Origin of the sequence: Yoonia maritima (genome assembly GCF_003003285.1) — a bacterium.
GTDB classification, from domain to species: Bacteria; Pseudomonadota; Alphaproteobacteria; order Rhodobacterales; family Rhodobacteraceae; genus Yoonia; species Yoonia maritima.
In genome coordinates this window covers 1-26,618 of record NZ_PVTP01000019.1, presented here as the reverse complement: position 1 = coordinate 26,618, position 26,618 = coordinate 1, and the positions used below count along the sequence as shown (strand labels likewise).

Here is a 26,618-nt window from a genome sequence, read left to right as displayed (position 1 = left end):
CTTTCTCATCTTCCACTCCTCGGTGGCTACGATGAGCAACAAACACTCTCTTAGCAAATTGCACTATTTGAACCCATAAGCGCTGACGTCAGACAGGGAAAAGGGCGACCTAGCCGAGGGTACATCTTCGCGCTCTGGCAAACTTGTTCACGGCGGTCTGCGATACTTGGAATACTATGAATTCCGGCTGGTGCGCGAAGCATTGGTGGAGCGCGAAGTTTCAATGAATGCGGCGCCACATATCATTTGGCTCATGCGATTTGTGTTACCGCATTCGCCTGATGACCGGCCGGCGTGGCTCGTGCGGTTGGGGCTGTTTTTGTACGATCATTTAGGTGGGCGTAAAAAACTGCCGGGGATGCGGATGCTGAATTTGCGGCGTGATCCCGAAGGCGCGGCCATTTTGGATAAATATAAGCGCGGTTTTGAATATTCAGATTGCTGGCGCGAATTCAAGCCGGAACGTTGGCCTTGTTAAAGGGTCGCATATTATCGTGCCAAAGTTTTGGGAAGGACCTAATGCCTATCTTGTTCAAAACCATGACAAACGCGTGATATTCATTAATCCTTACGAGGGGAATAAAGCGCTGATTGGGACCACTGACATTTCCTACGATGGTCGTGCCGAAGACGTGACCCCTGATGAAAGTGAAATCGAATATCTGATTGCGGTTGTGAACCGCTATTTCAAAGAAAAGCTGCGTCGCGAAGATGTGCTAGAAAGTTTTTCCGGCGTGCGTCCATTGTTAGACGATGGTCAGGGAAACCCGTCCGCGGTGAAACGAGACTACGTGTTTGATTTGGACGAGGTCGATGGCGCTCCGTTGCTAAACATCTTTGGCGGTAAGATTACGACGTTCCGCGAATTGGCGGAGCGGGGGATGCACAAGGTCGCTGATTTTTCCCCACAGATGGGGAAAGATTGGACTGAATCAGTCGCGCTGCCCGGCGGCGGTATTGAAAACGCTGACTATGAGGCATTTTCCGAGAAACTGAAAACGGACTATCCTTGGATGCCCCGAAGCTTGCGTCGCCATTATGGCCGGCTTTACGGCGCGCGCATTCATATGGTTGTTGATGGGGCTGCTTCACGCGATGATTTGGATCAACACTTTGGCGGTGATTTATACGAGGCGGAGGTCAGATACCTTGTTAAACACGAGTGGGCGCAAACTGCCGAAGATGTATTGTGGCGGCGGACGAAACATCGTCTGGATTTGACCGCGGACGAACAGGCCGCGTTTGCCCAGTGGTTTGACGCGTCACTGTCAAAGGCCGCGTGATATGGCTTTGACGTTGTCGTTAAACACGAACCCGCTTGTGAACCGCTTTGCTTAGGCCGATGATCTTATTAATACAGTCGCGCAGCAACTTCACATCCGTGACCTGCAACTGATGCATGAAGTTATAAGTCCAAGCTGGCCAGCGCCTGTTGTTAGCAGGTTGTCGCGGGAAATGGGGCGTGCGCTGCGTCGGACGGGGGTGCGCGTCACCAGCGGAATGACAGGGCCATACGGGCGATTGAATCATTTTGGACATCCTGATCGGGATGTGAGACGCCACTACGTAGATTGGTTTAAAACCTTTGCCGATATTACGGCCGACTTAGGTGGCACGTCGGTTGGTACCCAGTTTGCAATTTTTACTTATAAGGATTTTGATGACCCAAAGTGGTGTGAATATCTGATGCAAATTGCGATCGAATGCTGGGCCGAGGTTGCGGACCACGCCAAGGCGGCAGGTCTATCCTAAGTGTACTGGGAGCCAATGAGCATCGGTCGTGAATTTGGTGCGACGATCGAAAGTTGTTTCGCGCTTCAGGATCGGTTGACTGCAGCCAATATGGCTGTGCCAATGTGGATGATGACTGACATTGATCATGGGGATGTGACCAGTCGCAACTCCAATGATTACGACCCATATGCTTGGGCAATGGCCGTGCCAAAGGTAAGCCCTATTATTCATATCAAACAAAGTCTGCGCGATAAAGGTGGGCACCGTCCCTTTGCTGAAGTGTTTAATGCAAAGGGGAAAGTGCAGCCAAAACAGCTGTTGGCTGCATTTGCACAGGGTGGGGCAGTTAACAACGAGATATGCCTTGAATTGAGTTTCAAAGAGCGTGAGCCTGATGACCGTGAGGTGATATCGCAAATAGCGGAAAGTATTGGGTTTTGGGCGCCACATATCGACACCGGTGTCGAAGATTTGAATGTCTGACGCAGCGAAGAATACGTTGTGGGCTTGCGTTTGCTGCCTATGCGAGGCAAACCAAAAGAGTTCTCAGGGCGGGGTGCAATTCCCTACCGGCGGTGAAAGCCCGCGAGCGCTCATTTTTCCTTCTTCGGGGAATTTGAGGTCAGCAGATCTGGTGTAATTCCAGAGCCGACGGTGAAAGTCCGGATGGAAGAGAACGTACAGAGCAAGGCGCTATGCCTCTTGCGCTGTGCGGCTGCGTCTTGGGATGAACGTATATGGCCCGAGGAGTCGCACGATGACCGAAACACTTAAAATTGCCTATATCAAGGCACGTTGGCACGCTGAGATTGTTGATCAATCGCTGGCTGGATTCTCGGCGCGTATGGATGCCGTGGGCCAGGCTGTGGAAATTAAATTATTTGATGTACCCGGTGCATTTGAAATGCCTCTGTTGGCTAAGAAACTGGGTGAAACGGGTGAGTACGATGCGATTGTATGTGCCGCATTGGTGGTCGATGGCGGTATTTACCGGCATGATTTTGTTGCTCAGGCTGTGGTGGACGGCCTCATGCGCGCGCAGATGGACACCGGTGTTCCAACGTTTTCCGTGTCATTGACGCCGCACAATTTTCAGCCAACCCAGGAACATATGACATTCTTTGGTGAACACTTTGTTCAAAAAGGCTCCGAAGCAGCTGATGCAGTTGGTATGGTTGTAAAGGCGTCACTGTAACAAAAGAGTGGCATAACGCGGATCGCAAAAATAGTTCTTCGATTGATTTCGACCGAAGTCTTGCGATCCGTGCCGCTTGGTTATCCGATTGGTGTATTCCTTATGGTCGCGGTGGCATATGCGTCGGAATAACAAAGGGCGCCGCTAATGCGACGCCATAATTTTCGTTGTCATTTTAATGGGTTGTTAGCCTTAGGGGTTTTGGGCTGTCAAGTTTTCCAAGGCGTCTTCTGTAAATACCCTAAGGCCCAAATCTGCGCGGTAGCCGTGGATCTCGCTCACGTCTAGAGCGCGCATGAACGCAAGGATTTCGGCACTGATGACTTGGCCAGGAACAAGGATTGGAAAGCCGGGTGGGTAGGGGATGATAAAGCTGGCTGAGACGACTTCTCGTCCTGCATCAAGCATATCTTGCAAGGTGCCATCCAGTTCGAAGTAATCGCAGTTCGTGTCGTCATAGCTGAGGTAATAGGCCGTGCGGATGTCGCCCTCTGGGGTTATGTCGTCGGGACGGAACGCATCGTGAAAACGGCTGAAGTCAGGAAGCGGTGGATATTTTTCCATCAGGTTTTCAACCCGCCGTTCAAAGGACAACCGCTCCATCTTTGATGCGTCGTCCAGAAGGTTATCCAGTTCTTTTGCGATCTCGACTAAGACTTCGATCATATAGGCGACCGAAGATCGTGTGGTGCCGATGTTGGTCATAAACAGGACAGTATTTCGCGATGTTTTATTGATTTGGATGCCGTAGCGATCCATCAAAATATCCGTCTTGAAAGTGTCGCCATCCCACCCAGTGCCGCCAACGGATAATGTCACGCGGGTTGCATCAAGAACGAATTCATCATTTTCCCAGCTTTCCCACATATCGGTCCATCCGACGTCACTGTCGAAATAGCTGGTTACGCCGCTTTGACGGTGGGCGTCGGGGATCATGTCGGCTGTGGATAGGACTTTGAAGTATTTTTGCAGCAATGGGTTTGAGCTAATCGCTCGTCGCATTGTCATTGCCGCTTCTAGCTGTCGCTGAACAAATTCGAACCCCTCGAGTTCAACCTGTCTGCGCCCCACATCCAGTGACGCAATAATTTGATAGTTCGGTGATGTCGACGTGTGTGTCATATAGGCTTCGTGGAACGACTGTTCGACCTCGCCTTTGAAATCCTGATCGTGGACGTGGATCATCGACCCTTGGCGCAACGATGTTAGCGTTTTATGCGTTGATTGGGTTGCATAGACGCGTACCCGCGCGTCAGGCGAGGCAAGCAATCTGGTATCAAGTACGCGATCTACGCTTGCGTCTTTTAATTCCTCTTGCTGCGCATCATAGGCGAGACGGTGCGCGTCACTGTCGAACCTTTCGCGCAGGTTATTTGCTGTGCGCATGGCCGTACGCTGACGATAGGTTGGGCTAAAGCGTGCGAATGCAAACCATGCTTCATCCCAAAGGAAAATCAGATCGGGTTTGATGGCAAGGCATTCTTCCATCACTCGTTCGACATTATAGACGATCCCGTCAAAGGTGCAGTTCGTCAGCAGAAGCATACGGACGCGGTCCAGTTTACCTGCTGCTTTCAACGCTAATAACTGTTGTTTGATGCTGCGCAGCGGGACCGCGCCATACATCGAATATTCGTTCAAAGGATAGCTATCGAGGTAAACCACCTCGGCCCCGGCAAGCACCATACCATAGTGATGGGATTTATGGCAGTCGCGATCAACCAGCACGACGTCACCCGGCCGAACAAGCGCCTGCACGACAATCTTGTTACAGGTCGATGTGCCATTTGTCGCAAAAAACGTTTTCTTGGACCCAAACGCACGGCTCGCTAGCTCTTGTGCTTCTTTGATTGGGCCGTGCGGAGCAAGTAGGCTGTCCAACCCACCGGATGTGGCTGAGGTTTCAGCCAGAAAGATGTTTGGCCCGTAAAAGGCCCCCATGTCTTGTATCCAATGGCTGCGGGTAATTGATTTCCCGCGACTGATGGGCATTGCATGGAACACACCGGTTGGCTGTTTAGAGTAATCTACAAGTGCCGTGAAAAAGGGTGTGTTGTTGCGCGCCTCAACGCCGCGAATGACGTTCAGGTGCAGTTCTAAAAAGTCTTCTTGGTTGTAAAAGACCCGGCGGCAAATCCCAAGGTCAAGATTGGCTATGTCTTCTATTGACCGATGGGTAACCAAATAAACATCGAGTTCTGGACGGACCCGCGCGAGCATGCGGCACAATTCTGGGCCTAAGTTTTCGGGGGGAATTGCATCGATTTCTTCTGGGGTACCAGCGCGGTTAAGATAGCTGCGCAGAACTTCGTTGTTTAACTCGGATTTCAGCAACAAACCTGGGCGTATAATGATCGCCTGAATGTTATGATTGAACATCACGGCGATAAGCGCGTCTTCGAGGCTGGGCACAACAACGGCTTCGTAGACGAACGGATCTTCGGGGCGCAGCATGTGCGCGACGTTGTCTTTGAGCCAGCGTTCTTGTTGTTCGCTCACGCTATCGACGACCAAGACCTCAAAGTAAGGTTTGGCCAGCGCGCGTGCTTCGGTCGTTAACAGCGCCTCGTCATCGTGTTCTTCTTGATCGACGCTATCACGCTCTAGCGGGATGCTCCGGCGGCGATAGGCACCGGTGGCAAGCGCACGAGTCACGCGGTGCACCGTAAATGCCAGATCTTCAAAGCTGCTATGCTCTAACTGACGGCGCATTTGATCAAACGCAACCATTCCGGGAAATGCCCAATATGGTTCGATCAGCGCTAATTCTTCGAAAAGTTGCTCTGCCTTTGCGAGGTCATCCGCCAATATTTCGTTTGGGGCACTGCGCCCAAGCGATCCTGTCACCTCGCGCAGCGCGCTCCATTGATCGGTGCGAAGTTGGGTTGGTGAGTAGTAGTCTCTGGCAGATTCCATTTGCCGTTCTCCCGTTTATTACCGGGCGTAACGACAACCCGTGAACCGTAAAGGTTCAGGTTAGCTTACCGTCTGATGTTTTGCCCTATTTAGGCTTATCTGCGGTACAAGAATATGGCCCAACGAATAAGGGTTTGTTGTTAAGTTCGAATTGCTGCGACTACATAGGCGAACCAGGGCTGTTGGCGCGCATATCTGTGCTTTCGACTTCCATTTTATGAACAAAAACGGAAGTGTGGCAGTTGTATAAGTAAAAAAACTCAACATTCAGCCCTTCATATGACCTAATGCTAAGAACTTAAACCTGTTATCGAAAACTGGGCAACCATCCGCGCTGGGGCGGTGTGTTTTCACAATAAGCATCGGTCCTTTTGATGGCTCGGAATTTAAATCTTGATCTAACGGCATCCCTTTGAGAAACGTCCTTTAACATCCTGTTAAAGGAGGCCAGATTGGTCACCTTATCGTTGACCGATCGCTTTGGAGCTTGCTTATGACCATCACCCAACTTGTTACTCATTCTGGCGGCTTCCATGCGGACGAACTGTTGTCGTCGGTTGTGCTGACGCGGCTGTTTCCCAATGCAAAGCTGCTCCGCACGCGTGACCGTGGATTGATTACGCCGGCGGCAGATAAGATCATTTATGATGTAGGGGGCAGCTATGATGCCGAGGCTCAGATATTTGACCACCATCAGCGACCAGGCCCATTGCGTGAAGATGATCAGCCATTCAGTTCGTTTGGACTGATCTGGTCGCATTATGGGCGGGCTTACTTAGCTGCGATGGACGTGCCTGCCGAAGATATCGAAGCGATCCACCTCAAGTTTGATACTAAATTTGTGTTGCCGATTGATTTATTGGATAACGGCGCAATGGAGCCGTCCGTGGCGGGGCCACTGTCGATCCTGACGCTGCCCGCACTATTGGGAAGCCTGAAACCGGTATTCGACGATACATCGCCAACGGCCGATGATGACGCGTTCTTTGAAGCCTTGCCAATTGCGCGTAGCTTTGTTGAGGCCCAGATCAAAAACCTTGCTGCAAAGGCTCGTGCGCAAAGCATTGTTCTGGATGCAATTGCCAAGGCCGGTTCGTCACCAATACTCGAACTACCAATGGGTATGCCGTATCGTTCGGCGCTTGATCTAGCAGAAGCAGATCATATTTTGTTTGTGGTCAATCCTCGTGGCGATGACTGGATGCTGGGCGGCATTAAGTTGTCAAACGACACCTTTGAACAGCGCGCAGATTTGCCTGCTGCATGGGCAGGCCTAACTGACGCGGCATTGGAAGAAGCAAGCGGCGTCAAAGGTGCAAAATTCTGTCATAACGCACGCTTTATCGCGGTTGCTGACACTCGGGATGCGATCCTACAGATGGCTGAAATTGCGGTGAGCCTCGTTGAAACGGAGCCGACCGGTTTAAGTTGAAAACCGGTCGCGCTTTAACGTTGCTTGTTCGATTTGCGTGAGCCTTTGCCGTGCTGCGTCAAGATCACCACCTGACGCGCGAAGTGAGTTACGCCAAATGCGATGCGCAGAACTGGCCGACCAAGGTAGCGTTGCGTGCATCAACCAAGAACGCAACGCTGATGGAAGCTGATCGTAAGCTGCCATCGGGTCACCTTTTCGGGCGCGGCGTTTGAGCGCGCTACGCATGTTATCTTGACGGTTCAGGTGTCCCATCACACGGCCTCTGATGCGTGCCGCCAGGCTGGAAAAGGATCATCCAAGTTTGACCATTCTTGTTTGATTTGGGTTTCTGATTTGTCCATCAGCGCTCCATCTAGTGCCGATGAAATCGCTACCTTATCCATACCTGCCCCGATAAAGACCAACTCTTGCCTGCGATCACCAAATGGTTCTTCCCAGTGCCGCCTTAGGTATGCTGTGGCGTCCGGGTGATTGGGGCGCTGATCATTAGGCACGCTAGCCCACCATTTGCCCATCGGGCGCATGGTGCCAATCGCACCCGCGAGCGAAAATTCGGCGAGCCAATCTGGCCGAGAGGCTACCCAAAAATGCCCCTTTGCGCGAAGCACCCCGGGAAGCGACCCGCTTAGTACGTCATGCACTTTTTGTGGGTGAAAGGGCCGCCGCGCACGATAAACGAAAGAAGATACGCCATATTCTTCAGTTTCTGGAATGTGATCCGCAAAACCGTAAAGCTCCTTTGCCCAAAGGGGGTGTTCGTGCGCCGTCTCGAAGTTGAACAAGCCGGTGTCAAAGATGCGATCCTGCGCGACTCGTCCAAAATCAGTTTCGATGATTTGCGCATCCGGATTTAATGCGGTGACGATTTTACGGGCTGCGTCGCGCTTTTGCGATCCTGCGTCGCTGACCTTGTTTAGAATAACGACATCTGCAAATTCGATTTGATCGACAAGAAGGTCAACCAGCGTCCGGTCGTCTGCATCGCCAAGCTCTTGCCCGCGGTCCCTAAGGAAGTCGCGGCTACCGTAGTCTTTGAGAAGGTTCTCAGCGTCCACAACTGTGACCATTGTGTCTAACCGTGCCACGTCGGATAGGCTTGCGCCGTATTCATCGCGAAATTCAAATGTCGCCGCCACCGGTAACGGTTCTGATACGCCAGTGGATTCAATAAGAAGATAGTCAAATCTCCCCTCGTCCGAGAGACGACGCACCTCTTGCAATAGGTCGTCGCGCAGGGTGCAGCAGATACACCCGTTGGTCATTTCAACTAGCTTTTCTTCTGTATGGCTTAGGTCAGCACCGCCACCGCGGATGAGATCGGCGTCAATGTTCACTTCGGACATGTCATTGACGATGACCGCAACGCGGCGGCCTGCGCGATTGTTAAGCACTGCGTTAAGAAGCGTCGTTTTGCCTGCGCCAAGAAAGCCAGACAGGACTGTGACAGGAAGCCGGTTGTCTGTGATATTCATGCCAGATGTGCACCTTGTTTTATTGATGAATGCCTAAGAATGACCACGCTGGGCGAATTCCCAGCGTGTCATACGACCTGGTGTTAATGCGCCTGCATTTCGGCCGCGATTTCTGCGCCGGTTAAGTCGATCGGGAAATATGTTGGCCAGTTGGTCAGCTCTTCAAGGAGCTCCGCGCGGTCATTGCCCCAGTAAAGGTGATAGTGATCTGCAATACCGGGCGCGATTTTGTGGTCGCTGAACTGGATGAAACCCGGTGCATCTGCGTCACCGCCGACTTTTTCAAAGATAAAGCGCACACCGCGATTACCCGCATCATAGGTTAGCACTTCGTAACCGTCTTCAGCATAGTTAGCTTGGATGGGGTTGCCGCCACGAAAGAAGGTGACAGTGCCGTCTTCGATTAGGATACGGTTCACGTCAGTGGCGTATCCAATATCGTAGTAGGCTTTGTATTCGGATGCGGTCTTTTCACCGTTTTCTGCCTTGTGTTGCATCACGCTGTCCAGGGTGCCGTCTTGCAGCAAAGGATAGACGGATTGCCAGTCGCCCACCCAATCAGACAATTGACGTGAAGCAATCTGATCGTCCGCGAAATATCCCTTATAGATATCATCGGAATCATGCGCGTGGCCGTGGTTATGTGCGGTGTCGTGTGTCGTTTCTGCTGTGGCCGGTACGCCAAGTGTGATCAATGCGCCAAGGCTTATTGCACTGAAATACTTTACGAATGTGAATGGCATCGGTGGTCTCTCTCTTTGTCTGGTGGTTACTTTTGAATCGGTTATGTTATAACGTAACAATCAATCCGCCTGAGTGTAAATAGGTGTATTGTGAAATCGTTTGGTTGCCACTGATCTCTCGAATGAAATTGGCCTGATTGGCGGTCGATCACATGTCTTGCCGATCTTACTTCATGTTCATGAAAGGTAATGCGGTGGTTCGTTTTTTAACGTAAGCCACCATTATGAGCGTAAGTGCACGAGTCACAAAAATTATCGATGATGTAAGAGCAAGCTACTGGTTCATCCCAGCGGTTTTGGTTGTTTGTGCGATGATAGTTGCTCAAGCTTCGATTGTGGTGGACCGCAATCCAGATATTGCTCTATTTAAGCTAAACTTCTTGGCGACAAGCGTAAGCGTCGACGGCGCAAGAGCAGTGCTTTCGGTGATTTCGCAATCTGTTATCGGCGTTGCAGGGGTCATGTTTTCTATCACAATGGTCGCTGTTACTTTTGCGTCAGGGCAGTATGGCCCAAGGTTAATTGGTAACTTCATGCGTGACCGTGGTAACCAGTGGAGCCTTGGAATTCTCATTTCGACCTTTACGTATTCGCTGTTGATTTTACGTGCGGTCCAAAGCCCGCAAGGGATAGATGTCGACATGTTTGTGCCGCAAGTGTCGATATTTATTGCACTGTCACTTGCGCTCGTATCCGTATTTACGGTGATCTATCATGTCCACCACGTCCCAGAAACGATTAGCGTTTCGAACATCATTGCTGCGCTTGGGAAGCGTTTAATCGCAGATTTACAAGGTATGGCCAGCGCGCGTCCCATAGCCGAGGCTGCGACAGAAGACGATCAGCAATACGTCGATATATCAATGCATACCGCAGGATATGTGCACGCAATTGCTGCGGTCCGGCTTGCAGAATTGTCTGCGGATCGAGGCTGGACCGTTCAGGTCCTCGCTGAACCTGGTGCGTTCGTACATTCCGAAGTTCCGATGCTACGGATATGGGGAATTGGGGAATTATCGGACGAGGATCGTTCGGATTTACGGCAATGCGTCGCACTAGGACATAGTAAGACAGAAGATCAGAACGTGCTATTCGTTGTTGAACAACTGGTGGAAATTGTAGGCCGGGCGATGTCGCCGGGCATCAATGACCCCTTCACAGCGATTAGCTGTATGCAATGGTTAGAGGCGGGCGTGTCAGTTGTCGCTAAACACAACGGCGATCTGCGCATAATAGATGAAGATGCAGTAATTGCGGCGCGTATTTCGTTCCACCGTTTGTTAGAGCAGAGTCTGGGAAACTGCGTGCCTTACGTGTGTGGCGATGTACTGGCGCGGGCTGAATTGGAACGTCTGCTCGAACAGCTATGTCGAAATTCATCCGATGAAAATAAGCCGATAGTTCGGGAACTTATATCTAAAACTAGATCGTATTAGTTGCGGCAAGTTTTCGTGCTTCGATCAGTAGGGCATTCCCCGATACCCGTATGCTTTGTGAAAGTAACGGTATTGCGAAGGAACTTTTCAGAGCAAAGCGCGTTAAACTGACAGCCCTGACGCATGTGGGTTCTTGCCTAAAGAATTTTTGATAAAGTGAGATATGCGATGGACGACACACATACGATCAAGAACCTGCTGATCGGCATATTTCTTATTCTGGTATTCGGAGCGGTCTATTTTGCACGTGACATGCTGTTGCCGATTGTCGTCGGTGTCTTGGTCGCCTTGACGCTCAGCCCAATTGTTAGAGGGGGCGCGAGGGTAGGGGTGCCGCAACCTGTATCAGCGTGTTTGCTCATCTTTGGCGCGACGGTCTTGTGTGGCGTTGGTGTTTACGCGCTATCTGGGCCTGCTTCTGAAATTCTTGATAGTGCCCCCGAGGTTGGTGCGGAATTGAAGCGAAAATTGGGTTTCCTATCGGATTCTTTGGCCGCGATGCAGGATGCGACTGACGAAGTCGAGAACCTAGCCAACGGTGATGCCGTTGCTCCAACGGTCGCGATACAGCAACCCAGTTTGCTTGCCTTTGCAGCAGGCAGTGTTGCAAGCTTCCTATCGCTGGGTTTCGTCGGGATGATACTGGCGTTATTCATTCTCGCGTCTGGTGATTTATTCTATGTAAAGTTGGTTAATGCGCTCCCTAATTTTGCAGATAAAAAACTTGCAGTGAAAACTGTGCGTGATGTAGAGCGCCGGCTTTCGCACTACTTACTAACAATCACATTGATCAATGCCGGGTTGGGGGTGTGTATTGCCGGGGCGCTGTACTGGCTAGGATTGCCGGACGCGGTGTTGTGGGGCGTATTGGCATTTGCGTTGAATTTTATACCCTTCGTTGGGGCGATGATCGGGGTTTTGGCGATCGGTGCCTATAGTATCATAGCATTTGATACCTTGGCGTCTGGTATGGTCGTACCGCTCGTTTATTTGTTTTTAACGTCACTCGAGGGGCAGATCATCACCCCATCGGTTCTTGGTAAACGGCTTGAACTGAACACAGTGTCGGTGTTTCTTGCGGTCATTGTTTGGAGCTGGTTGTGGAACGTGCCGGGCGCGCTGATGGCTGTTCCCTTTTTGGTCGTCACCAAAGTCATTTGTGACAATGTTGAACCATTAAAGGTATTCGGCGATTTCCTGGGGGCGCGCAAAAGATGAATTTCTTTTGATTGTTGCAACGCGATCATGTTCAAGGCTGACGAAAGCATCCTATTTTATGGGGTTTCGTCTAATGCACCTAGCAGCGTTTGCGGTTGCATGATGATGGTCTGGCTGGCGCGTTTGGCAGCTTTGAGCGACCCAACGATGATGTCTGCTGCTGCATGTCCGATATCCCGCCGCAATGTCGTTGACGTTGCTATTAGGCCGGGAAACCCTTGCAGAATACCAAGGCCGTTAAAACCTGACAGCGCGACACGGTCAGGGACGCCCATGCCAGAATGTAGGCAGTAACAAAGCCCCCCGAATGCCACGTCGTCGTTGGAATAATAAATACAATCCAGATCGGGGTTTTCGGTCAGTATTTGTTGAGTTAACGCACGTCCATCGCCGACCGACGACAGGCATTCGCGGGTTAATGAAGCTTCGAAGTTTAGTCCACTTTGGCGCAGCGCGTCTTCAAACCCTTGGCGGCGTCTGCCTGCCCGTAGATCACTTTGTAAATTGCAGCCAATGTATCCAAACCGCTGTCGTCCTTTTTTAAGCAAAGCTTGCGCCATCTCGGTGCCTGCTGCGCGATGTGAAAAGCCTACGATTGAATCAATAGCATCACCATCAGAATCCATAATTTGGACGATCGGAATTCCGGCTTCGGATAGCAGTTGGCGCGTTGGGGCAGATTGATCGACGCCGGTTACAATCATCCCAGCGGGCCGCCATGACAGCATGCGTCCGACAACTTCGTATTCGCGATCCAGGTCGTAGTCTGTAACGCCAAAGGCCGGTTGAAGACCCGTTCCCACCAGCGCGTCGCTGACGCCAGACATAGCCTGAGGAAATACGATGTTCGTTAGGCTGGGTACGACGACCCCAATAATATCAGAGCGTTCGCTGGACAACGATGCGGCTAGGTTGTTGCCAAAATATCCGATTTCTTTTGCTGCTTTGATGACCCGTTCTTTGCTGGCCGCTGATACGTCACGGTCACCGCGCAGCGCCCTAGATGCCGTCATTTTGCTAACGCCAGCGGCGGTCGCAACATCGATAAGAGTTTTCCGTTTTGTCATAACTTCAGCATCAATTACGCGGGCAATAAGATGCCAACTATGTCCATTTCAGCGATCCCAGTAGTGTCTTGAACCGCTAAAAGCAAATCGCAGCGCTGTTGACAGGTCGCATAAACACATGTCACTGGTATCGATACCGGTATCGATACCTGCCGGTGGGGAGTGTGGCAAGAGGCCGATGGTCTAGGTCACGATGCATTAACGGTGGTCAGGTAACTGCACGCCGAAGGGAGGAATTATGAAACTATCTAATATTAGATCCGCAGTGATTGGCGGAGTGGTTGCTGCAACTGCTTTGGTTGGTACCGCTGCTTTTGCGCAAGATCATCAATGGACATTCCAATCCTCAGCGCAGGCTGGCGATAACTTTTTTCCAATTCAGGAAGAATGGGCTGAACGGGTCGGGATTATGTCCGGTGGCCGTATTGAAATCACCGTAGTTCCGGTCGGCACAGTCGTTGCACACAATGAAACGCTGGACGCCGTTGGTGCGGGCATTCTGCAAGGCCACATCACCGACCCATCTTATTTCTCGGGCAAAGACCCGGCGTTTGCGATGCTTGGTAACCTAGTCGGGGCATGGTCTGCGCCGCAGCAAATGTTCAACTACATGAACTACGGCGGCGGGAATGAGCTGTTTAACGAGCTCGTTAATCCATATGGGCTGCAATTTTTGGGCGCTTCTGCGACTGGCGTAGAGGCCTTCTTGTCGACTAAGCCGATCAACGGTGTGGACGACCTAGCGGGTATTAAGATGCGCGCACCTGAAGGAATGGTTCAAGAAGTGTTCGCTGCCGCAGGCGCGTCACCTGTGAACTTGCCTGGATCAGAAGTGTATACGTCGTTGGAAAAAGGTGTGATCGACGCTGCCGACTACACCGTGTTTTCAACGAACCACGCGCAAGGCATGCATGAGTTTGCTAACTATCCACTATATCCGGGTTTCCATTCGATGCCTGTAATCGATGTGTCGGTGAACAAAGACATCTACGACACTTTGTCGGATGACCTTAAAATGATCTTAGAAGTGTCGGTCAGGGATTTTGCACAAGACATGGTTGCTCGGCTTGAAGCTGAAAACGCGATTGCGGTGGCCGAGGCAACGGCTGATCCAGACATTACGATCATCAACTGGTCCGACGAAGAGCGCGCCAAGTTCCGAGGAATTGCCCAGACGCAGTGGGCCAACTGGGCTGGTCGTTCGGAAATGGCTGGCAAAGCGTATGAGAGCGTCAGCGCCTATTTGATCTCAACTGGTTTGCTAGCCGAATAACACAGCACAGCAAGTACATACTTAGAAGGGGCCAAGATTGGCCCCTTCTTATCAGAGATCACGTGAAGGCGTTTGGGGAGGCGACATGTCACAAGACAATCTAGCAGCAATGACGGAAGTCGAAATAGAGGCCCAGCTAGAGGCACTGAAACATGCACATGATGAGGGCAGTGCAGGTGCCCAAACGTCATTGGATCGTAGAATCATTTCTTTTGGTGGCGTATTTAGTTTCCTTTTTGCAATTGCGACGGTGGTGTCGCTTTACGAAATCGTCATGCGGTATTTCTTTAATGCGCCGACGATATGGGTGCATGAAACGGTCATCGCCTTGGTTGCCGTTTGCTATCTTTATGGCGGCATGCAGTGTTTGGCGGCTGACAAGCATATCCGCATTGGATTGATCTATTTTGGTACCAGTGGCGGTACACGCCGCCTGCTCGATTTTGTGAACGCGTTACTGTCTTTGTTTTTTGCGGTCGCCATTGCCTATGCGGCCTACACGATGGTCGAAAAGTCATGGTGGACGCCGCAGGGCGACTTCAGGCTTGAACGCTCTGGCTCTGCTTGGAACCCGATCACGCCTGCGTTGGTCAAAATGGGCCTGTTCATCACGGCGGTGGTTCTATCCGTTCAGTCGCTTGGCCATATCTGGGTCGCGTTCAAAGGCACGGGGCACCGCCATGCCGCTGGTGAGCCAGCGAGTAAGTTCGCTATCATTGGGATCGCGATCATTTTCACGGTGCTCGCGATTGGCGGATACTTTTTGTTCTCCGAAGGGCGTGCACTTGGCATTCAGACGGGTTCTTTGTTGCTGGTTGGCAGCATCATGGTTCTTATTCTGACGGGGATTCCGTTGGCGTTTGTGACCGGCCTCATTGCGATCTTGTTTACGATGGCGTGGTTCGGGACGATGGGCGTGCCGCTTGTTTCAAGCCGCATCTATTCATTCGTTAACGAATACGTGCTGGTTGCAATCCCGATGTTTGTATTGATGGCATCATTGCTTGATCGGTCGGGGATGGCTCGCGATCTTTACGACGCGATGCGGTTAGTGGCTGGGCGGCTCAAGGGTGGCGTTGCTATTCAGACCTTGGTCGCGGCGGTTTTCCTTGCCTCTATCTCTGGGATTATTGGCGGAGAGATTGTTCTACTCGGCCTCATCGCGCTGCCGCAAATGCTGCGGCTTGGATACAACCGTGCGCTTGCTATCGGGACAGTCTGCGCGGGCGGGTCGCTTGGGACGATGATCCCGCCATCGATTGTCCTGATCGTCTATGGTCTAACAGCCAGCGTTTCGATCGGTGATTTGTTCCTTGCGACAGTGACGCCGGGGCTGATGCTCGCGACGTTCTACATTATCTATATCTACACACGCTGTACGCTGGACCCTTCGATGGGGCCGTCTGTTCCACAAGAGGAACTGGACATGCCGCTGGCGGAAAAGCTGAGCAAGATGAAGGGCGTGATTTTACCGGTTGGTGTGGCGTTCACCGTTCTTGGGTCCATTTACGGCGGCGTTGCCTCTGTCACTGAGGCCGCAGCCATGGGCGTGCTTGGCGTGTTTGTCTCGGCATGGATCCGTGGTGAAGTATCTTGGGAGCTTATCACGACCAGCCTTAAACAAACGCTTGAGACTTGCGGCATGATCATCTGGATCGGCCTCGGTGCGGCGGCCCTTGTTGGGGTCTACAACCTGATGGGAGGCAACCGGTTTATCGAAAGTACGATCTTAAACAGCGGCGCATCCCCAATGGTGATTGTACTCATTATGATGGGTATCTTGATCGTGCTTGGCCTGTTCATGGATTGGATCGGAATTGCGCTTTTGACGATGCCAATCTTTGTTCCGATCATCGTGAAACTAGGTATGGACCCAGTTTGGTTTGGCATTCTATTCGCGATGAACATGCAGGTTAGCTATCTGTCACCGCCTTTTGGTCCTGCAGCGTTTTACCTAAAATCTGTTGCGCCCCAAGACATCAGCCTATCCGAGATTTTCCGGGCTTTGCTGCCGTTTATCGCCATCCAGTTATTTGCGCTGACATTGGTGCTATTCTTCCCCGAAATTGCGCTTTGGTTGCCTGAATGGGTGAAGGGAGATTGATATGAAGACGACAAACCTAAAAGTGGCGGCCATAGGGCTTGGGTCAATGGGCTACGGAATAGCGACGTCGGCTTTACGCGGTGGTCACACTGTTTGGGGGGCAGATATCAACACCGATCAGACTAACCGGTTTATCAGTGAAGGTGGTCAAACAACCCCTCTAAGTGATGCCTTGAACACAATAGATGTGGTCATTGTGACAGTTCTAAATGCCGCCCAAACGGAAAGCGTATTGTTTGGAGAAAACGGTGTGGTGGCGGGGTTGCACGAGGGCGCAGCCGTACTTTCTTGTGCAACAGTGCCGCCAGCCTTTGCCAAAGAAATGGCAGCGCGCTGTGAAGCGGCGGGCGTTCACTATTTGGATGCTCCTATTTCAGGTGGCTCCGCCAAAGCCGCGCAAGGAAAGCTGTCTATCATGGCTTCGGGCACGCCTACAGCCTTTGCTAAACTGCAGCCTGTCCTTGATAGCATATCAGAGACAGTGTTTCATCTGGGCGACGAAGCTGGCGCGGGCAGCGCAATGAAAGCGGTCAATCAGCTACTTGCAGGCGTTCACATTGCGGTAATGGCCGAAGCGATGACCTTTGGCATGACCCAAGGTGTCACACCTGACAAGTTCATCGACGTTATCAGTAAATGCGCTGGGACCAGTTGGATGCTCGAGAACCGAGCGCCGCATATCGCAGCGGGGGATTATACGCCGCATAGCTCGGTGAATATTTGGCCAAAGGATCTCGGTATCGTTTTGGACATCGCCAAGGATGCACAGTTCACCGCGCCAATCACTACCGCAGCGCTTGAGCAGTTCGCCGCCGCCGCCGCAATGGGGCTCGGTGCCGAAGACGATGCTGCCGTGGCCAAAGTATATGCGCGAAATGCCGGGCTAACCTTACCCGGTCAGGATTGATAGGCTTAGATAGCCATAAAGGAATACGACATGACGACCGTTTTAGGCTGTATCGCCGATGACTTTACCGGCGCGACAGATTTGGCCGGGCTATTAGCACGAAGCGGAGTAAAGGTTTCGTTGCGGATCGGTGTGCCCAGCGAACCGCCGTCTGAAACCAGCCCGATCGAAGTGATCGCCCTTAAATCACGCACGGCCCCTGTCGCCGAAGCCCTTGCAGAAACCCGTGCGGCGCTTGAATGGTTGCAGCGTGCTGGTGCGACGCGATTTTTCTGGAAGTATTGTTCAACGTTCGACAGCACAGCTGAAGGCAATATTGGCCCAGTCGCCGAGGCGCTGATGGATGACCTAGGTGTCGATCAAACCATTTACTGTCCGGCATTCCCTGAAAATGGGCGCTCCATCTTTATGGGAAATCTCTTTGTTGGAGAACAGCCACTAGCTGAAAGCCCGATGAAAGATCATCCGCTCACTCCGATGCGCGACAGCAATTTGGTGCGGCTATTGGCGCCTCAGGTGACGCGTCCTGTTGGATTGGCTAACAGATTGACCGTTGCGCAAGGGGCAGGCGCGCTGCGCACTAGATTGGAGGAATTGAGGCGCGAAGGTGTGGCCCATGTTGTTGCCGATGCAGTTGCCAACGAAGATTTGGCCGTTATCGCATCTGCCTGTCGCGATATGCCTTTGATGACTGGTGGGTCTGCGGTCGCGATGCCACTGCCAGCGCTGTACCTCGCTGATGGAACGCTCACGGGGGATGCTCCTAAACGAAAGACACCTGATGTGGGGCGCGGAACTGTCGTACTATCTGGGAGTTGCTCTGCCATGACGAACAAGCAGGTTGCTTCCTATATTGCACATGGTGCGCCAACCTATCAGCTGGACCCAATTGAAATTGCAGAGTCCGGTCACGGTGATGTGTTAGCATGGTTAGCTGCCCAAGACCTTTCTAATGCACCGCTTATTTACGCAACAGCAGACCCAAGCCGCGTTAAAGATGCTCAAAGAGCTTTAGGTGCCGCGAGTGCCGGTGCGTTAATCGAAAATACGCTCGCCGCATGTGCCGTCGCAGCCCGCGATGCCGGAGCGCGACGTATCATCGTCGCAGGTGGGGAAACATCAGGCGCGGTGACAAATGCGCTTGGCGTCACCCAACTAGATATCGGGGAAGAGATAGCACCTGGCGTCCCTTGGACGTTCTGTCAGTCAAACGGAAATCAGGTCGCCCTGACCCTAAAATCTGGTAACTTTGGCGCAGAGACATTCTTTTCGGACGCTCAGGAAAAGCTGGACATGCAATGACATCAGAAACGCACCTACGTGAGACAATCTGTTTGCTTGCAAAGTCGATGTTCGACAGGGGGTTAACGGGTGGCAGCACAGGAAACATCTCGGCCCGTACAGAGGACGGTGGGATACTTGTAAGCCCCACTGGCACAAGTTTCGGTCGCCTTGATCCTGCACGGCTTAGCCGGTTTGATCCCAATGGGAATTTGATCGGAGGTGACCCACCGACCAAAGAAATGCCACTGCATGCCGCGTTCTATGATACGCGGTCGACTGCCAATGCGGTTGTTCATTTGCATTCTTGTCATTCGGTCGCGTTGTCGATGTTGCCTGGCGTTGATCCCGACAATTTTTTGCCGCCGCTTACCCCATATGGCATCATGAAACTGGGCAAGGTGAAGCTGCTTCCGTTCTTTATGCCCGGCGACCCTGCAATGGGAGACGCCGTGCGTGGCTTGGCAGGCAAACGTTCTGCTGTAATGCTTGCTAATCACGGCCCGGTGGTCGCAGGCAAGGATGTCGAGGCAGCCTGCAATGCAATCGAAGAGCTGGAAGATACGGCTAAACTGGCCATGATGACTTGGGATATGTCGCCGCGCGGGCTTTCTCCGGATGATGTCCAAGGGTTGATCACGAAATTCAACGTAGAGTGGGAAGCATGAAGTTTTCCGCAAATCTGGGTTTCTTGTGGAATGATCTGCCGCTACCCGATGCGATCAGGGCAGCAAAGGCCGCGGGTTTCGATGCTGTTGAATGCCATTGGCCCTACGATGTTGCGCCGCCGCTTGTGGTTGAAGCGTTGGCTGAAACCGGTTTAAAGATGCTTGGCCTGAATACCCGGCGTGGCAATACTGCTGCGGGTGATAACGGGCTATCCGCAGTTCCGGGTCGCGAAGAAGAAGCGAGCGCTGCAATCGACGAAGCAGTCGCATATGCCGGGGCAATTGACGCCGCCAATATTCACGTCATGGCAGGCAACGCTGTGGGGGATTCTGCGCGCAGCGCGTTCATTGACGCGCTAAGATACGCTTGCGAAAGGGCAGCCCCACATAACATCAATATCTTGATCGAACCGCTAAATCATTATGATGCGCGGGGCTATTTCCTCAAGACCACCGATCAGGCGCTTGGGATCATCAACGATGTGGACGTGCAAAACCTTAAGCTCATGTTTGACTGCTATCATGTGCAATTGATGGAAGGTGATCTGACTCACCGTATCAAAGCGTTGCTTCCGCATATTGGTCACATCCAATTTGCCTCTGTCCCTGATCGCGGGCCGCCTGACCAAGGAGAGATTAACTATCGCCACATTTTTAAAACCATTCATGACCTGCGCTATACGGTCCCACTTGGAGCAGAATACAAACCCATTGGGGCCATCGCGGATAGCCTTGATTGGATCACGTCGTTGCGTGAGCCGATTTAGGCCGGTTTAAAAGCGTCTATCCATCACCCAACCTTTGCCACTTAGGTTGGTATCTGCCATGTTGAATACATGGGGCAGCACCGAATACGCGCCTGCGCTATCGTTGAATGAAACTTGAATATACTGCGATTTTGATGAACCTTCGTGCCCTTCAGCTTTTTCGACACATCGTATTAACAGGCGCTTTATCCGAGGCTTCGGACCGGCTCAATATATCTGTTTCGGCTGCTAGCCGATTACTTTCACAATTGGAAAGCGACGTTGGTCTGACGCTATTTTCGCGCAAACGCCGCCGGCTGGAACTGACCGAAGAAGGACAGCTATTTTTCCGCCAAGTTGCCAACACATTGATTGGAATAGACGAAATTCCGAGGGTGGCGTCTGACATTCGCGGACGCGCCCAAGACTGGTTATCTATTGTCACTGCTGCGCCGATGGCGAATGGCCTTGTGGTGCCTGCTTTGGCGCGATTGTCCGACGATCTTCCGCAGCTACAATGCACCGTCAATGTCGAAAACCGCTTTGATATTGAAAGTAAAGTGTCGGTGCGCGGCTATAACCTTGGGCTGATTTCGCTTCCTGTCGAAAACGCGATCATTGACCTGCAGATCGTTCAATTTTTGCGGTCGCGTCTATGTGTATTGTTGCCCGACACCCACTCGCTTGCGCAGCAAAACGTGGTCTCGGCCAAGGACCTTGCAGATCAGGCATTTGTAACGCTGGCGCCCGGTCAGCGCTGGCGCGATCGGTTAGAGGAATTGATGGGCCGCGCCGGGCATCCGTTTAGCGTAGCATTTGAAACTGGATCAACTGTCGTGACCGTCGAAATGGTTCGTGCAGGTTTGGGTATTACCTTGATCGACCGCGTTTGCGCACCACCATCGCTGGAAAGCGGGTTGGTGTTACGCCCGATTGAAGGCGAACATTGGATAACCTACGCGAGTCTGCACCCGCCCGGCCCACGCGCGCCATTTGCCGAACGCTTTCTTGATGCTGTTTCCGACCACATTGAAGAATTGTGTTCAGCAGAACCCCAGGCGCGCGATCTACTTGAACTCATCTAGGCGTCCGCGGCGGGATTCAGCCGCATGGCAAGTGCACGCGCGACATCGGCGGCTTCCAGTGCAATAAGTTCGCTGTCACCTGTGTATAATGCCGGACTAAGGGCTGCTGAAATTTCATCGGCTGACAAATGCAAGGTGATGTCATCTGCCGTTGCCAAGTCACTTACACAGCCAGCCTCTAGGACGTGATGCACGATATCATGCGCCGCAGCCCGACCCGTCATTGGTGCAAGCGCCATCATCAGGTTTTCTGCGTTAATTGCACCTTTGCTACGCGATAGGTTTTCGGCCATCCGCGCCGGGTTCGGGTTAAGACGCGTTAGCGTTTCCGCAAAGCTCTGGCTCATCCGCCACGCAAGCGGAACAGCGCGGTCTAGTACGGAAGACAGCAGATGGTTCGCCACTGAATCGCCTTCGTGGCTGCTACGCCCTGTTTCCAACGCGGGACTGGCAAGGCCACGTAATTCGGCAGCGAGTGAAATGGTACGAACCACATATTTCGGGTTCACCTTTTGCGGCATCGTTGACGAGCCCACGGTGCCTTTGTCCAGCTGTTCGGTCACTTCGCCAATCTCGTCAGTCATCAATGTATAGACCTCGGTCATGATGCGTTCGACGGTCATCGCAAGCATGGCAAGCTGCACGACATATTCGGCAAACAGATCATTGACTGTCCGGCCAGGTACAAGAAGTTCGCGCAAGCCGAGATCGGCGGCAAGCCTACGGTTTAACGCACGTCCTTGCGCCCCAAAGGCGTGCATCGCACCAAGCCAAAGACGACAAATCCAAGCAACGCACACTTCAGCGCGAATTGGACTGGATGCGTCAGGGCGCCAAAGCCCGCCAAGCCAAATCCAAGGCCCGGATCAGCGCTTATAACGAAATGGCAAACCAGTCTGAAAAAGAAAAAATGGGCCGCGCCCAGATCATTATCCCCAACGGGCCACGCCTCGGGAACAAAGTGATCGAGGTCGAAGACCTTAAAAAGGCGATGGGTGACAAACTGCTCGTCGAGGGGCTGTCATTTGACCTGCCACCAGGCGGCATTGTCGGCGTCATCGGGCCAAACGGCGCGGGTACCCAAATTTGAAGTGCTATACTTATCGCTAATATGCTGCGCACATCTTCCCAAATTATAGCTGTGATCACGCCGACTGCACCGCTAGCGACTTCTAAAAAGGCTACTTTGAACGAAAACGGGGAAGATGTCCCAATGCAGCACGCAGTGCCTCGCCCCAGCCTTCGGAGATGGATAGAAAGTATGGGTCGTCAACTTCAATACGGGATTGCTCGGAGGCTTCAAAACTGTCGAGCTTGTAAGTGTGAAAATCGATTGGCAGCCCGACCGACAAATTTGCTTTGATCGTGGAATCGAATGACACGAGTAGCAGTCGGATGGCGTCGTCAAAGCTCATGTCGGGGTCATAGGCCCGCACTAGGATTGGTTTGCCATACTTCGTTTCACCGATTTGAAAGAATGGCGCGTCATCGGTGACTTCGATGAAGTTGCCTTCTGGGTATATCAGGAAGAGTGTCGGTGCGCCGCCTTTGATCTGACCGCCCAAGATGACAGATGCCCGGAAGGCAGAGCTTGCGTCTTGACCGTCGCCTCCGCTTTCGGCGATGACCTCTTTCAACGTTGAGCCAACAAGCCGTGCGACTTGAAACATAGTTGGCTGTTCTAGGATCGTTGGGTTCCGATCAGAAGGTGCTTTTGATCGCTCTTCTAGAACGCTGACCAGCGCCTGTGTCGTTGCCAAGTTGCCGGCGGTCATGATCGTAATGGCCCGTTCTCCCGGAACACTCCAAGTGAACATCTTCTTGGTTACTGAGAAGTTATCAAGACCCGCATTCGTGCGGGTGTCCGACATAAACACAAGGCCATCGTTTAGTTTTAGGCCAACACAGTAGGTCATTTCTCAGTTCCAAATTTCCGCGGTGACAGATGTTAACCGCAATGGAGTATATTTATTGCTGAATTTGAAGCGACACAATCATGGATTCAGCCGCTTGACCTAAACGCATCCCCGACGTTGGGGCAGCATCGAGTGAATCACAACCAACAGCGATGCGAACATATCTTTCGTCGGGTGAAATGCCGTTTGAGACATCGAAACCGACCCAGCCCAGATCAGGCACATGGGCTTCGGCCCATGCGTGGCTTGCGTCTTGATCAACACGGTCATCCATCAAAAGGTAGCCGCTGATATAGCGGGCTGGGATGCCCGCATGTCGGGCGGCAGATATGAATATCTGCGCGTGATCCTGACAAACGCCGCCTTTTGCGTTCAGTGCCTCTTCTGCTGTTGTGCCAGCCGAAGTTGGGTTCATATTGTAGGGCACTGCCTCCAAAATCGCCCGAGAAAGGGTGTGCAAGCTACTAAGCGTATCCCCATCAGCATCCACAATCTTCGATAGCTTGTGTATACCCGGGCCAGCCATTGTTCGGGGGGTAGGGGTTACGAAATGCCATAATGGTGCAACCCCATATCGTTTGCCGTAGATGCCGTCAGATGAATGGGTCTCAATCTCGCCCGAGACATTGATTACTACTTGGCTGGTCCCTGGTTTAGCTTGGACCAAGAGCGTCTCGTTTCCGTATTGATCACAGAATGCGAGCTCTTTAGAGCCGCCCTCGATATCAATTTTCCAGTTGAGGACTGTCTGGTTTGGATCTGAAGCAGGCGTTAGTCGAACCTGCTGAAGCGCGTATTTGACAGGTTCATCATATTCGTACTGTGTGCTGTGTGTAATCTTCAGTTTCATGCCACCACCTGACTATTCATTGAACCTATAGTCTTGTTCGATTTGAGCCCCGATCGCATTATTGTCCCGGATGAAATCGGTAATGAAATTGTGTAGCCCTTCCTCAAAGATTGACGAAATATCATGGTTCCGCAGTTTATTACGTTGAGCATCAATCAAGTCGTGGCAAGGCATGCGAAACCCATAGTCTTTGGCAAGAAACTCAAGGTTTTCTTCAACGATCCGACTTGAGAAGGTTAGCGATCTGGGAAAGCGAGCATCCAGAATTAAGAAATCCGCGATATTGGAGGAAGTCATGTCACCTTGGTTAAGCCAGCGAAAAGATCGATGCGCCGAAACTGACCGCAAGATCGTTTCCCATTGGACATTATCAAGTGGTGAGCCCACAAAGCTCGCGGATGGCAATAGCGTGTAGTATTTCACATCGATAATACGCGCTGTGTTGTCCGCCCGTTCTAACGCTGTCCCAATCTGGGCAAAATCATAGATGTCGTTTCTTAGCATCGTACCGTGCAGCGCACCGCGCACTAATGCGCTGTGTTTGCGGATTTCCGCAAGAACGGCGGGCAAATCTGTTTCAGCGACGGGTCGTGCCATAATCGCCTTCAACGACATCCAGTTCTCGTTGACCGCTTCCCAGACTTCGGTCGTTAACGCGGTACGGACCATACGCGCGTTTGTCCGTGCTTTTTCTGCGGTCGAAATCACGCTCGACGGGTTGCTGGGGTCACGCAGCAAATAGTCAACAACGTTGGTCGCGACGTACCCATCGTATTTGGCTTCATAACCGGGTTGAACGCCCGCCGTGGTAACCACTGATTTCCATTCGTTTTCGGCGTCATTTGATCGGGTCAACGCAATACGAAATCCAGCTTCAATAAGACGTGCTGTGTTCTCACAGCGCTCAAGAAACCGGAGCATCCAATAAAGGCCGCCAGCTGTTTTTCCAAGCATGCCTAGTCCTCCAAAACCCAAGTGTCTTTTGTCCCGCCACCTTGGCTTGAGTTAACCACCAATGACCCCTCTTTCAGGGCGACCCGCGTCAAACCACCGGGTGTGATATCGATGCTGTTAGGCGACACAAGAACGAAAGGACGCAGGTCAACATGTCGAGGCGCGAGTCCCTTCTTTGCGAAGATCGGGACGGTCGACAATGACAAGGTAGGTTGCGCGATGTAGTTATCGGGGTTCTTGCGCAGCTTAGCTGCAAACGATGCAATCTCGCGCTTGCTTGCCGCCGGCCCGACGAGCATGCCGTAGCCGCCCGAACCGTGGACCTCTTTGACAACCAGATCTGACAGATTATCAAGCACATACTTGAGAGAATCCGGCTCAGAACAGCGCCAAGTTTGAACGTTCTTCAGGATGGCCTGTTCGCCAGTATAGAAGGCTACAATGTCCGGCATGTAGGAATAGATAGCCTTGTCATCAGCAATCCCCGTTCCCGGAGCATTTGCGATGGTGATGTTACCCGCACGATAGACGTCCATTATTCCCGGCACGCCCAACATCGATTCCGGGTTGAAGTTCAGCGGATCAAGATATTCGTCATCGACACGTCGATAAAGAACATCAATGACCTTATAGCCGCGCGTGGTACGCATCGCGATATGGCCGTCAACAACGCGTAGATCGTGACCTTCAACCAGTTCGACACCCATTTGGTCGGCCAAAAATGAATGTTCGAAATAAGCTGAATTGTGAATGCCAGGGGTCAAGATCGCGACTGTCGGCTTATCTTCGCAATTCACTGGTGCCGACGCGGCAAGCGAACGACGCAGGTTCTTTGGATAATTACTAACCGGCTGAACCCTGTTTTGGGTGAACAGCTCTGGGAACATCTGCAACATCGTTTCACGGTTTTCTAACATGTAAGACACGCCCGATGGGGTTCGCGCATTATCTTCCAATACGAAAAAGTCGTCTTCGCCAGTCCGAACAATATCGGTGCCAACAATGTGGGTGTACACGCCACCCGGCGGTGTGAACCCCATCATTTGCGGGAGAAATGCCGCATTGCGCGCGATCAAATCGACAGGGATGATGCCAGCCCGCAAGATTTCTTGGCGATTATAAATGTCATGCAAAAATGCATTGATCGCTCTGACACGCTGCTCAATACCCTTAGAAAGGCGCGACCATTCTCGGTTCGAAATGATCCGTGGGATCAGATCAAATGGTATCAGACGCTCTTGCGCTGCAGCCTGTCCATAGACGTTAAAGGTAATACCAGTACGCCTGAAAAAAGCTTCGGCCTCTTTCGATTTCTTTATGAGCCGATTAGGGTCTTCGTTTGAAAACCACTCTTGATACTTTTGATAGGGCTGCCTGACGCCATCCTCAGCCAAAAGCATTTCATCAAAGTGTTTTTGGTGTTTGTCCATAAGCCTAGCGTACGTGTTTCTAGTCGGCCTGCAACAAGATTACTGATATTGCGTCGGTGGCTGGCATCTTTGATGCTAAGTGACTGCTTTATATGAATAGCCCCTAGTTTCCTAGACACCTTCTTGGTTCACATTTAGCTGTCTGTTTTCGAAGTCGACGGGCGACAGCATTCCGTTTCTGGCATGTT

At 52.0% G+C, this 26,618-nt stretch carries 25 protein-coding genes, 2 pseudogenes and 1 riboswitch; of the genes and pseudogenes, 17 read left to right on the top strand and 10 right to left on the bottom strand.

Features of this window, described 5'->3' with window-relative positions; genetic code table 11:
* Nucleotides 1–82: 82 nt before the first annotated feature.
* The 5 genes from CLV80_RS18720 to CLV80_RS17945 all read left to right on the top strand — a co-directional run bounded on the left by CLV80_RS18720 (nucleotide 83) and on the right by CLV80_RS17945 (nucleotide 2,929).
* Complete coding sequence (locus CLV80_RS18720; RefSeq protein WP_311135544.1) at nucleotides 83–478, top strand: FAD-dependent oxidoreductase; 396 nt, start codon at nucleotides 83–85, stop codon at nucleotides 476–478.
* On the top strand, nucleotides 426–1,283 hold the full coding sequence (locus tag CLV80_RS17955) for a glycerol-3-phosphate dehydrogenase (RefSeq protein ID WP_243394622.1): 858 nt from the start codon (nucleotides 426–428) through the stop codon (nucleotides 1,281–1,283). The genes CLV80_RS18720 and CLV80_RS17955 overlap by 53 nt, the downstream gene beginning before the upstream one ends.
* 112 nt (nucleotides 1,284–1,395) lie before the next feature.
* Complete coding sequence (locus CLV80_RS18715) at nucleotides 1,396–1,752, top strand: TIM barrel protein (RefSeq protein WP_311135543.1); 357 nt, start codon at nucleotides 1,396–1,398, stop codon at nucleotides 1,750–1,752.
* Nucleotides 1,753–1,767: 15 nt separating this feature from the next.
* Nucleotides 1,768–2,217 (top strand): hypothetical protein, encoded by a 450-nt coding sequence (locus CLV80_RS18710; protein ID WP_243394621.1) that lies wholly within the window; start codon nucleotides 1,768–1,770, stop codon nucleotides 2,215–2,217.
* Between the two features lie 55 nt (nucleotides 2,218–2,272).
* Nucleotides 2,273–2,416: riboswitch (FMN riboswitch) on the top strand.
* Nucleotides 2,417–2,491: 75 nt separating this feature from the next.
* On the top strand, nucleotides 2,492–2,929 hold the full coding sequence (locus CLV80_RS17945) for a 6,7-dimethyl-8-ribityllumazine synthase (RefSeq protein WP_106359320.1): 438 nt from the start codon (nucleotides 2,492–2,494) through the stop codon (nucleotides 2,927–2,929).
* A gap of 192 nt (nucleotides 2,930–3,121) precedes the next feature.
* On the opposite strand, the gene CLV80_RS17940 is transcribed toward CLV80_RS17945, so the two are convergent.
* Nucleotides 3,122–5,845: an aminotransferase class I/II-fold pyridoxal phosphate-dependent enzyme gene (locus tag CLV80_RS17940; protein ID WP_106359319.1), complete on the bottom strand. Its 2,724-nt coding sequence runs from the start codon at nucleotides 5,843–5,845 to the stop codon at nucleotides 3,122–3,124.
* 493 nt (nucleotides 5,846–6,338) lie between these two features.
* Between CLV80_RS17940 and CLV80_RS17935 the strand changes: the two genes are divergently transcribed.
* On the top strand, nucleotides 6,339–7,277 hold the full coding sequence (locus tag CLV80_RS17935; protein WP_106359318.1) for an MYG1 family protein: 939 nt from the start codon (nucleotides 6,339–6,341) through the stop codon (nucleotides 7,275–7,277).
* On the opposite strand, the gene CLV80_RS17930 is transcribed toward CLV80_RS17935, so the two are convergent.
* The 3 genes from CLV80_RS17930 to CLV80_RS17920 form a co-directional block, all read right to left on the bottom strand.
* Nucleotides 7,269–7,532: a DUF6525 family protein gene (locus tag CLV80_RS17930; protein WP_106359317.1), complete on the bottom strand. Its 264-nt coding sequence runs from the start codon at nucleotides 7,530–7,532 to the stop codon at nucleotides 7,269–7,271. The two genes, CLV80_RS17935 and CLV80_RS17930, sit on opposite strands and share 9 nt — an antisense overlap.
* Complete coding sequence (locus CLV80_RS17925) at nucleotides 7,532–8,752, bottom strand: GTP-binding protein (protein WP_106359316.1); 1,221 nt, start codon at nucleotides 8,750–8,752, stop codon at nucleotides 7,532–7,534. The genes CLV80_RS17930 and CLV80_RS17925 overlap by 1 nt, the downstream gene beginning before the upstream one ends.
* 83 nt (nucleotides 8,753–8,835) lie before the next feature.
* Complete coding sequence (locus tag CLV80_RS17920) at nucleotides 8,836–9,495, bottom strand: ZinT family metal-binding protein (RefSeq protein WP_106359315.1); 660 nt, start codon at nucleotides 9,493–9,495, stop codon at nucleotides 8,836–8,838.
* A 224-nt stretch (nucleotides 9,496–9,719) separates the two neighbouring features.
* On the opposite strand from CLV80_RS17920, the gene CLV80_RS17915 reads away from it, so the two are divergent.
* On the top strand, nucleotides 9,720–10,931 hold the full coding sequence (locus CLV80_RS17915; protein WP_106359314.1) for a DUF2254 domain-containing protein: 1,212 nt from the start codon (nucleotides 9,720–9,722) through the stop codon (nucleotides 10,929–10,931).
* 168 nt (nucleotides 10,932–11,099) lie between these two features.
* On the top strand, nucleotides 11,100–12,149 hold the full coding sequence (locus CLV80_RS17910; RefSeq protein ID WP_106359313.1) for an AI-2E family transporter: 1,050 nt from the start codon (nucleotides 11,100–11,102) through the stop codon (nucleotides 12,147–12,149).
* A 56-nt stretch (nucleotides 12,150–12,205) separates the two neighbouring features.
* Here CLV80_RS17910 and CLV80_RS17905 read toward each other — a convergent pair whose 3' ends face one another.
* The gene (locus CLV80_RS17905) at nucleotides 12,206–13,216 is read right to left on the bottom strand and encodes a LacI family DNA-binding transcriptional regulator (protein ID WP_106359312.1); all 1,011 of its coding nucleotides are present in this window, start codon (nucleotides 13,214–13,216) and stop codon (nucleotides 12,206–12,208) included.
* A gap of 238 nt (nucleotides 13,217–13,454) precedes the next feature.
* Here CLV80_RS17905 and CLV80_RS17900 point away from each other — a divergent pair, with 238 nt between their 5' ends.
* The 8 genes and pseudogenes from CLV80_RS17900 to CLV80_RS17870 all read left to right on the top strand — a co-directional run bounded on the left by CLV80_RS17900 (nucleotide 13,455) and on the right by CLV80_RS17870 (nucleotide 21,280).
* On the top strand, nucleotides 13,455–14,489 hold the full coding sequence (locus tag CLV80_RS17900) for a TRAP transporter substrate-binding protein (protein ID WP_106359311.1): 1,035 nt from the start codon (nucleotides 13,455–13,457) through the stop codon (nucleotides 14,487–14,489).
* An 85-nt stretch (nucleotides 14,490–14,574) separates the two neighbouring features.
* A pseudogene (locus tag CLV80_RS18840) lies at nucleotides 14,575–15,126 on the top strand (TRAP transporter small permease subunit); the annotation flags it as partial.
* Nucleotides 15,127–15,315: 189 nt separating this feature from the next.
* Nucleotides 15,316–16,593: a TRAP transporter large permease gene (locus tag CLV80_RS18835; RefSeq protein ID WP_243394623.1), complete on the top strand. Its 1,278-nt coding sequence runs from the start codon at nucleotides 15,316–15,318 to the stop codon at nucleotides 16,591–16,593.
* A gap of 1 nt (nucleotide 16,594) precedes the next feature.
* Entirely contained in the window at nucleotides 16,595–17,500 is a 906-nt protein-coding gene (gene ltnD, locus CLV80_RS17890; protein ID WP_106359310.1) for an L-threonate dehydrogenase, read from the top strand.
* Between the two features lie 30 nt (nucleotides 17,501–17,530).
* Nucleotides 17,531–18,802, top strand: coding sequence for a 3-oxo-tetronate kinase (gene otnK, locus CLV80_RS17885; RefSeq protein WP_106359309.1), 1,272 nt, complete (start codon nucleotides 17,531–17,533; stop codon nucleotides 18,800–18,802).
* A complete protein-coding gene (otnC, locus tag CLV80_RS17880) occupies nucleotides 18,799–19,449 on the top strand; it encodes a 3-oxo-tetronate 4-phosphate decarboxylase (protein WP_106359308.1) in 651 nt (216 codons plus the stop codon). The genes otnK and otnC overlap by 4 nt, the downstream gene beginning before the upstream one ends.
* Nucleotides 19,446–20,216, top strand: a complete 771-nt coding sequence (locus tag CLV80_RS17875; protein WP_106359307.1) for a hydroxypyruvate isomerase family protein — start codon at nucleotides 19,446–19,448, stop codon at nucleotides 20,214–20,216. Before otnC ends, CLV80_RS17875 begins: the two co-directional genes overlap by 4 nt.
* A gap of 107 nt (nucleotides 20,217–20,323) precedes the next feature.
* Nucleotides 20,324–21,280, top strand: coding sequence for a LysR family transcriptional regulator (locus CLV80_RS17870; protein ID WP_106359306.1), 957 nt, complete (start codon nucleotides 20,324–20,326; stop codon nucleotides 21,278–21,280).
* Here CLV80_RS17870 and CLV80_RS17865 read toward each other — a convergent pair.
* Nucleotides 21,277–22,041: a lyase family protein gene (locus tag CLV80_RS17865; RefSeq protein WP_106359305.1), complete on the bottom strand. Its 765-nt coding sequence runs from the start codon at nucleotides 22,039–22,041 to the stop codon at nucleotides 21,277–21,279. The genes CLV80_RS17870 and CLV80_RS17865 overlap by 4 nt on opposite strands.
* Before the next feature lie 8 nt (nucleotides 22,042–22,049).
* Here CLV80_RS17865 and CLV80_RS17860 point away from each other — a divergent pair.
* A pseudogene (locus CLV80_RS17860) lies at nucleotides 22,050–22,358 on the top strand (energy-dependent translational throttle protein EttA); the annotation flags it as partial.
* 103 nt (nucleotides 22,359–22,461) lie between these two features.
* Here CLV80_RS17860 and CLV80_RS17855 read toward each other — a convergent pair.
* From CLV80_RS17855 to CLV80_RS17840, 4 genes are read right to left on the bottom strand one after another with little or no spacing between them, the layout of a single operon-like run.
* Nucleotides 22,462–23,196, bottom strand: a complete 735-nt coding sequence (locus tag CLV80_RS17855; protein ID WP_106359304.1) for a proteasome-type protease — start codon at nucleotides 23,194–23,196, stop codon at nucleotides 22,462–22,464.
* Between the two features lie 52 nt (nucleotides 23,197–23,248).
* Nucleotides 23,249–24,046: a transglutaminase family protein gene (locus tag CLV80_RS17850; protein ID WP_106359303.1), complete on the bottom strand. Its 798-nt coding sequence runs from the start codon at nucleotides 24,044–24,046 to the stop codon at nucleotides 23,249–23,251.
* A gap of 12 nt (nucleotides 24,047–24,058) precedes the next feature.
* Complete coding sequence (locus CLV80_RS17845) at nucleotides 24,059–25,000, bottom strand: alpha-E domain-containing protein (protein WP_106359302.1); 942 nt, start codon at nucleotides 24,998–25,000, stop codon at nucleotides 24,059–24,061.
* A 2-nt stretch (nucleotides 25,001–25,002) separates the two neighbouring features.
* The gene (locus tag CLV80_RS17840; RefSeq protein ID WP_106359301.1) at nucleotides 25,003–26,430 is read right to left on the bottom strand and encodes a circularly permuted type 2 ATP-grasp protein; all 1,428 of its coding nucleotides are present in this window, start codon (nucleotides 26,428–26,430) and stop codon (nucleotides 25,003–25,005) included.
* Nucleotides 26,431–26,618 lie beyond the last annotated feature (188 nt).

Bases quoted from the DNA above. Each gene is read 5' to 3' on its own strand.
- CLV80_RS18715 (WP_311135543.1), top strand. From the start codon at position 1,396: ATGCATGAAGTTATAAGTCCAAGCTGGCCAGCGCCTGTTGTTAGCAGG.
- CLV80_RS18710 (WP_243394621.1), top strand. From the start codon at position 1,768: ATGAGCATCGGTCGTGAATTTGGTGCGACGATCGAAAGTTGTTTCGCG.
- CLV80_RS17945 (WP_106359320.1), top strand. From the start codon at position 2,492: ATGACCGAAACACTTAAAATTGCCTATATCAAGGCACGTTGGCACGCT.
- CLV80_RS17940 (WP_106359319.1), bottom strand. From the start codon at position 5,845: ATGGAATCTGCCAGAGACTACTACTCACCAACCCAACTTCGCACCGAT.
- CLV80_RS17935 (WP_106359318.1), top strand. From the start codon at position 6,339: ATGACCATCACCCAACTTGTTACTCATTCTGGCGGCTTCCATGCGGAC.
- CLV80_RS17930 (WP_106359317.1), bottom strand. From the start codon at position 7,532: ATGGGACACCTGAACCGTCAAGATAACATGCGTAGCGCGCTCAAACGC.
- CLV80_RS17925 (WP_106359316.1), bottom strand. From the start codon at position 8,752: ATGAATATCACAGACAACCGGCTTCCTGTCACAGTCCTGTCTGGCTTT.
- CLV80_RS17920 (WP_106359315.1), bottom strand. From the start codon at position 9,495: ATGCCATTCACATTCGTAAAGTATTTCAGTGCAATAAGCCTTGGCGCA.
- CLV80_RS17915 (WP_106359314.1), top strand. From the start codon at position 9,720: ATGAGCGTAAGTGCACGAGTCACAAAAATTATCGATGATGTAAGAGCA.
- CLV80_RS17910 (WP_106359313.1), top strand. From the start codon at position 11,100: ATGGACGACACACATACGATCAAGAACCTGCTGATCGGCATATTTCTT.
- CLV80_RS17905 (WP_106359312.1), bottom strand. From the start codon at position 13,216: ATGACAAAACGGAAAACTCTTATCGATGTTGCGACCGCCGCTGGCGTT.
- CLV80_RS17900 (WP_106359311.1), top strand. From the start codon at position 13,455: ATGAAACTATCTAATATTAGATCCGCAGTGATTGGCGGAGTGGTTGCT.
- CLV80_RS18835 (WP_243394623.1), top strand. From the start codon at position 15,316: ATGGTTCTTATTCTGACGGGGATTCCGTTGGCGTTTGTGACCGGCCTC.
- ltnD (WP_106359310.1), top strand. From the start codon at position 16,595: ATGAAGACGACAAACCTAAAAGTGGCGGCCATAGGGCTTGGGTCAATG.
- otnK (WP_106359309.1), top strand. From the start codon at position 17,531: ATGACGACCGTTTTAGGCTGTATCGCCGATGACTTTACCGGCGCGACA.
- otnC (WP_106359308.1), top strand. From the start codon at position 18,799: ATGACATCAGAAACGCACCTACGTGAGACAATCTGTTTGCTTGCAAAG.
- CLV80_RS17875 (WP_106359307.1), top strand. From the start codon at position 19,446: ATGAAGTTTTCCGCAAATCTGGGTTTCTTGTGGAATGATCTGCCGCTA.
- CLV80_RS17870 (WP_106359306.1), top strand. From the start codon at position 20,324: ATGAAACTTGAATATACTGCGATTTTGATGAACCTTCGTGCCCTTCAG.
- CLV80_RS17865 (WP_106359305.1), bottom strand. From the start codon at position 22,041: ATGCACGCCTTTGGGGCGCAAGGACGTGCGTTAAACCGTAGGCTTGCC.
- CLV80_RS17855 (WP_106359304.1), bottom strand. From the start codon at position 23,196: ATGACCTACTGTGTTGGCCTAAAACTAAACGATGGCCTTGTGTTTATG.
- CLV80_RS17850 (WP_106359303.1), bottom strand. From the start codon at position 24,046: ATGAAACTGAAGATTACACACAGCACACAGTACGAATATGATGAACCT.
- CLV80_RS17845 (WP_106359302.1), bottom strand. From the start codon at position 25,000: ATGCTTGGAAAAACAGCTGGCGGCCTTTATTGGATGCTCCGGTTTCTT.
- CLV80_RS17840 (WP_106359301.1), bottom strand. From the start codon at position 26,430: ATGGACAAACACCAAAAACACTTTGATGAAATGCTTTTGGCTGAGGAT.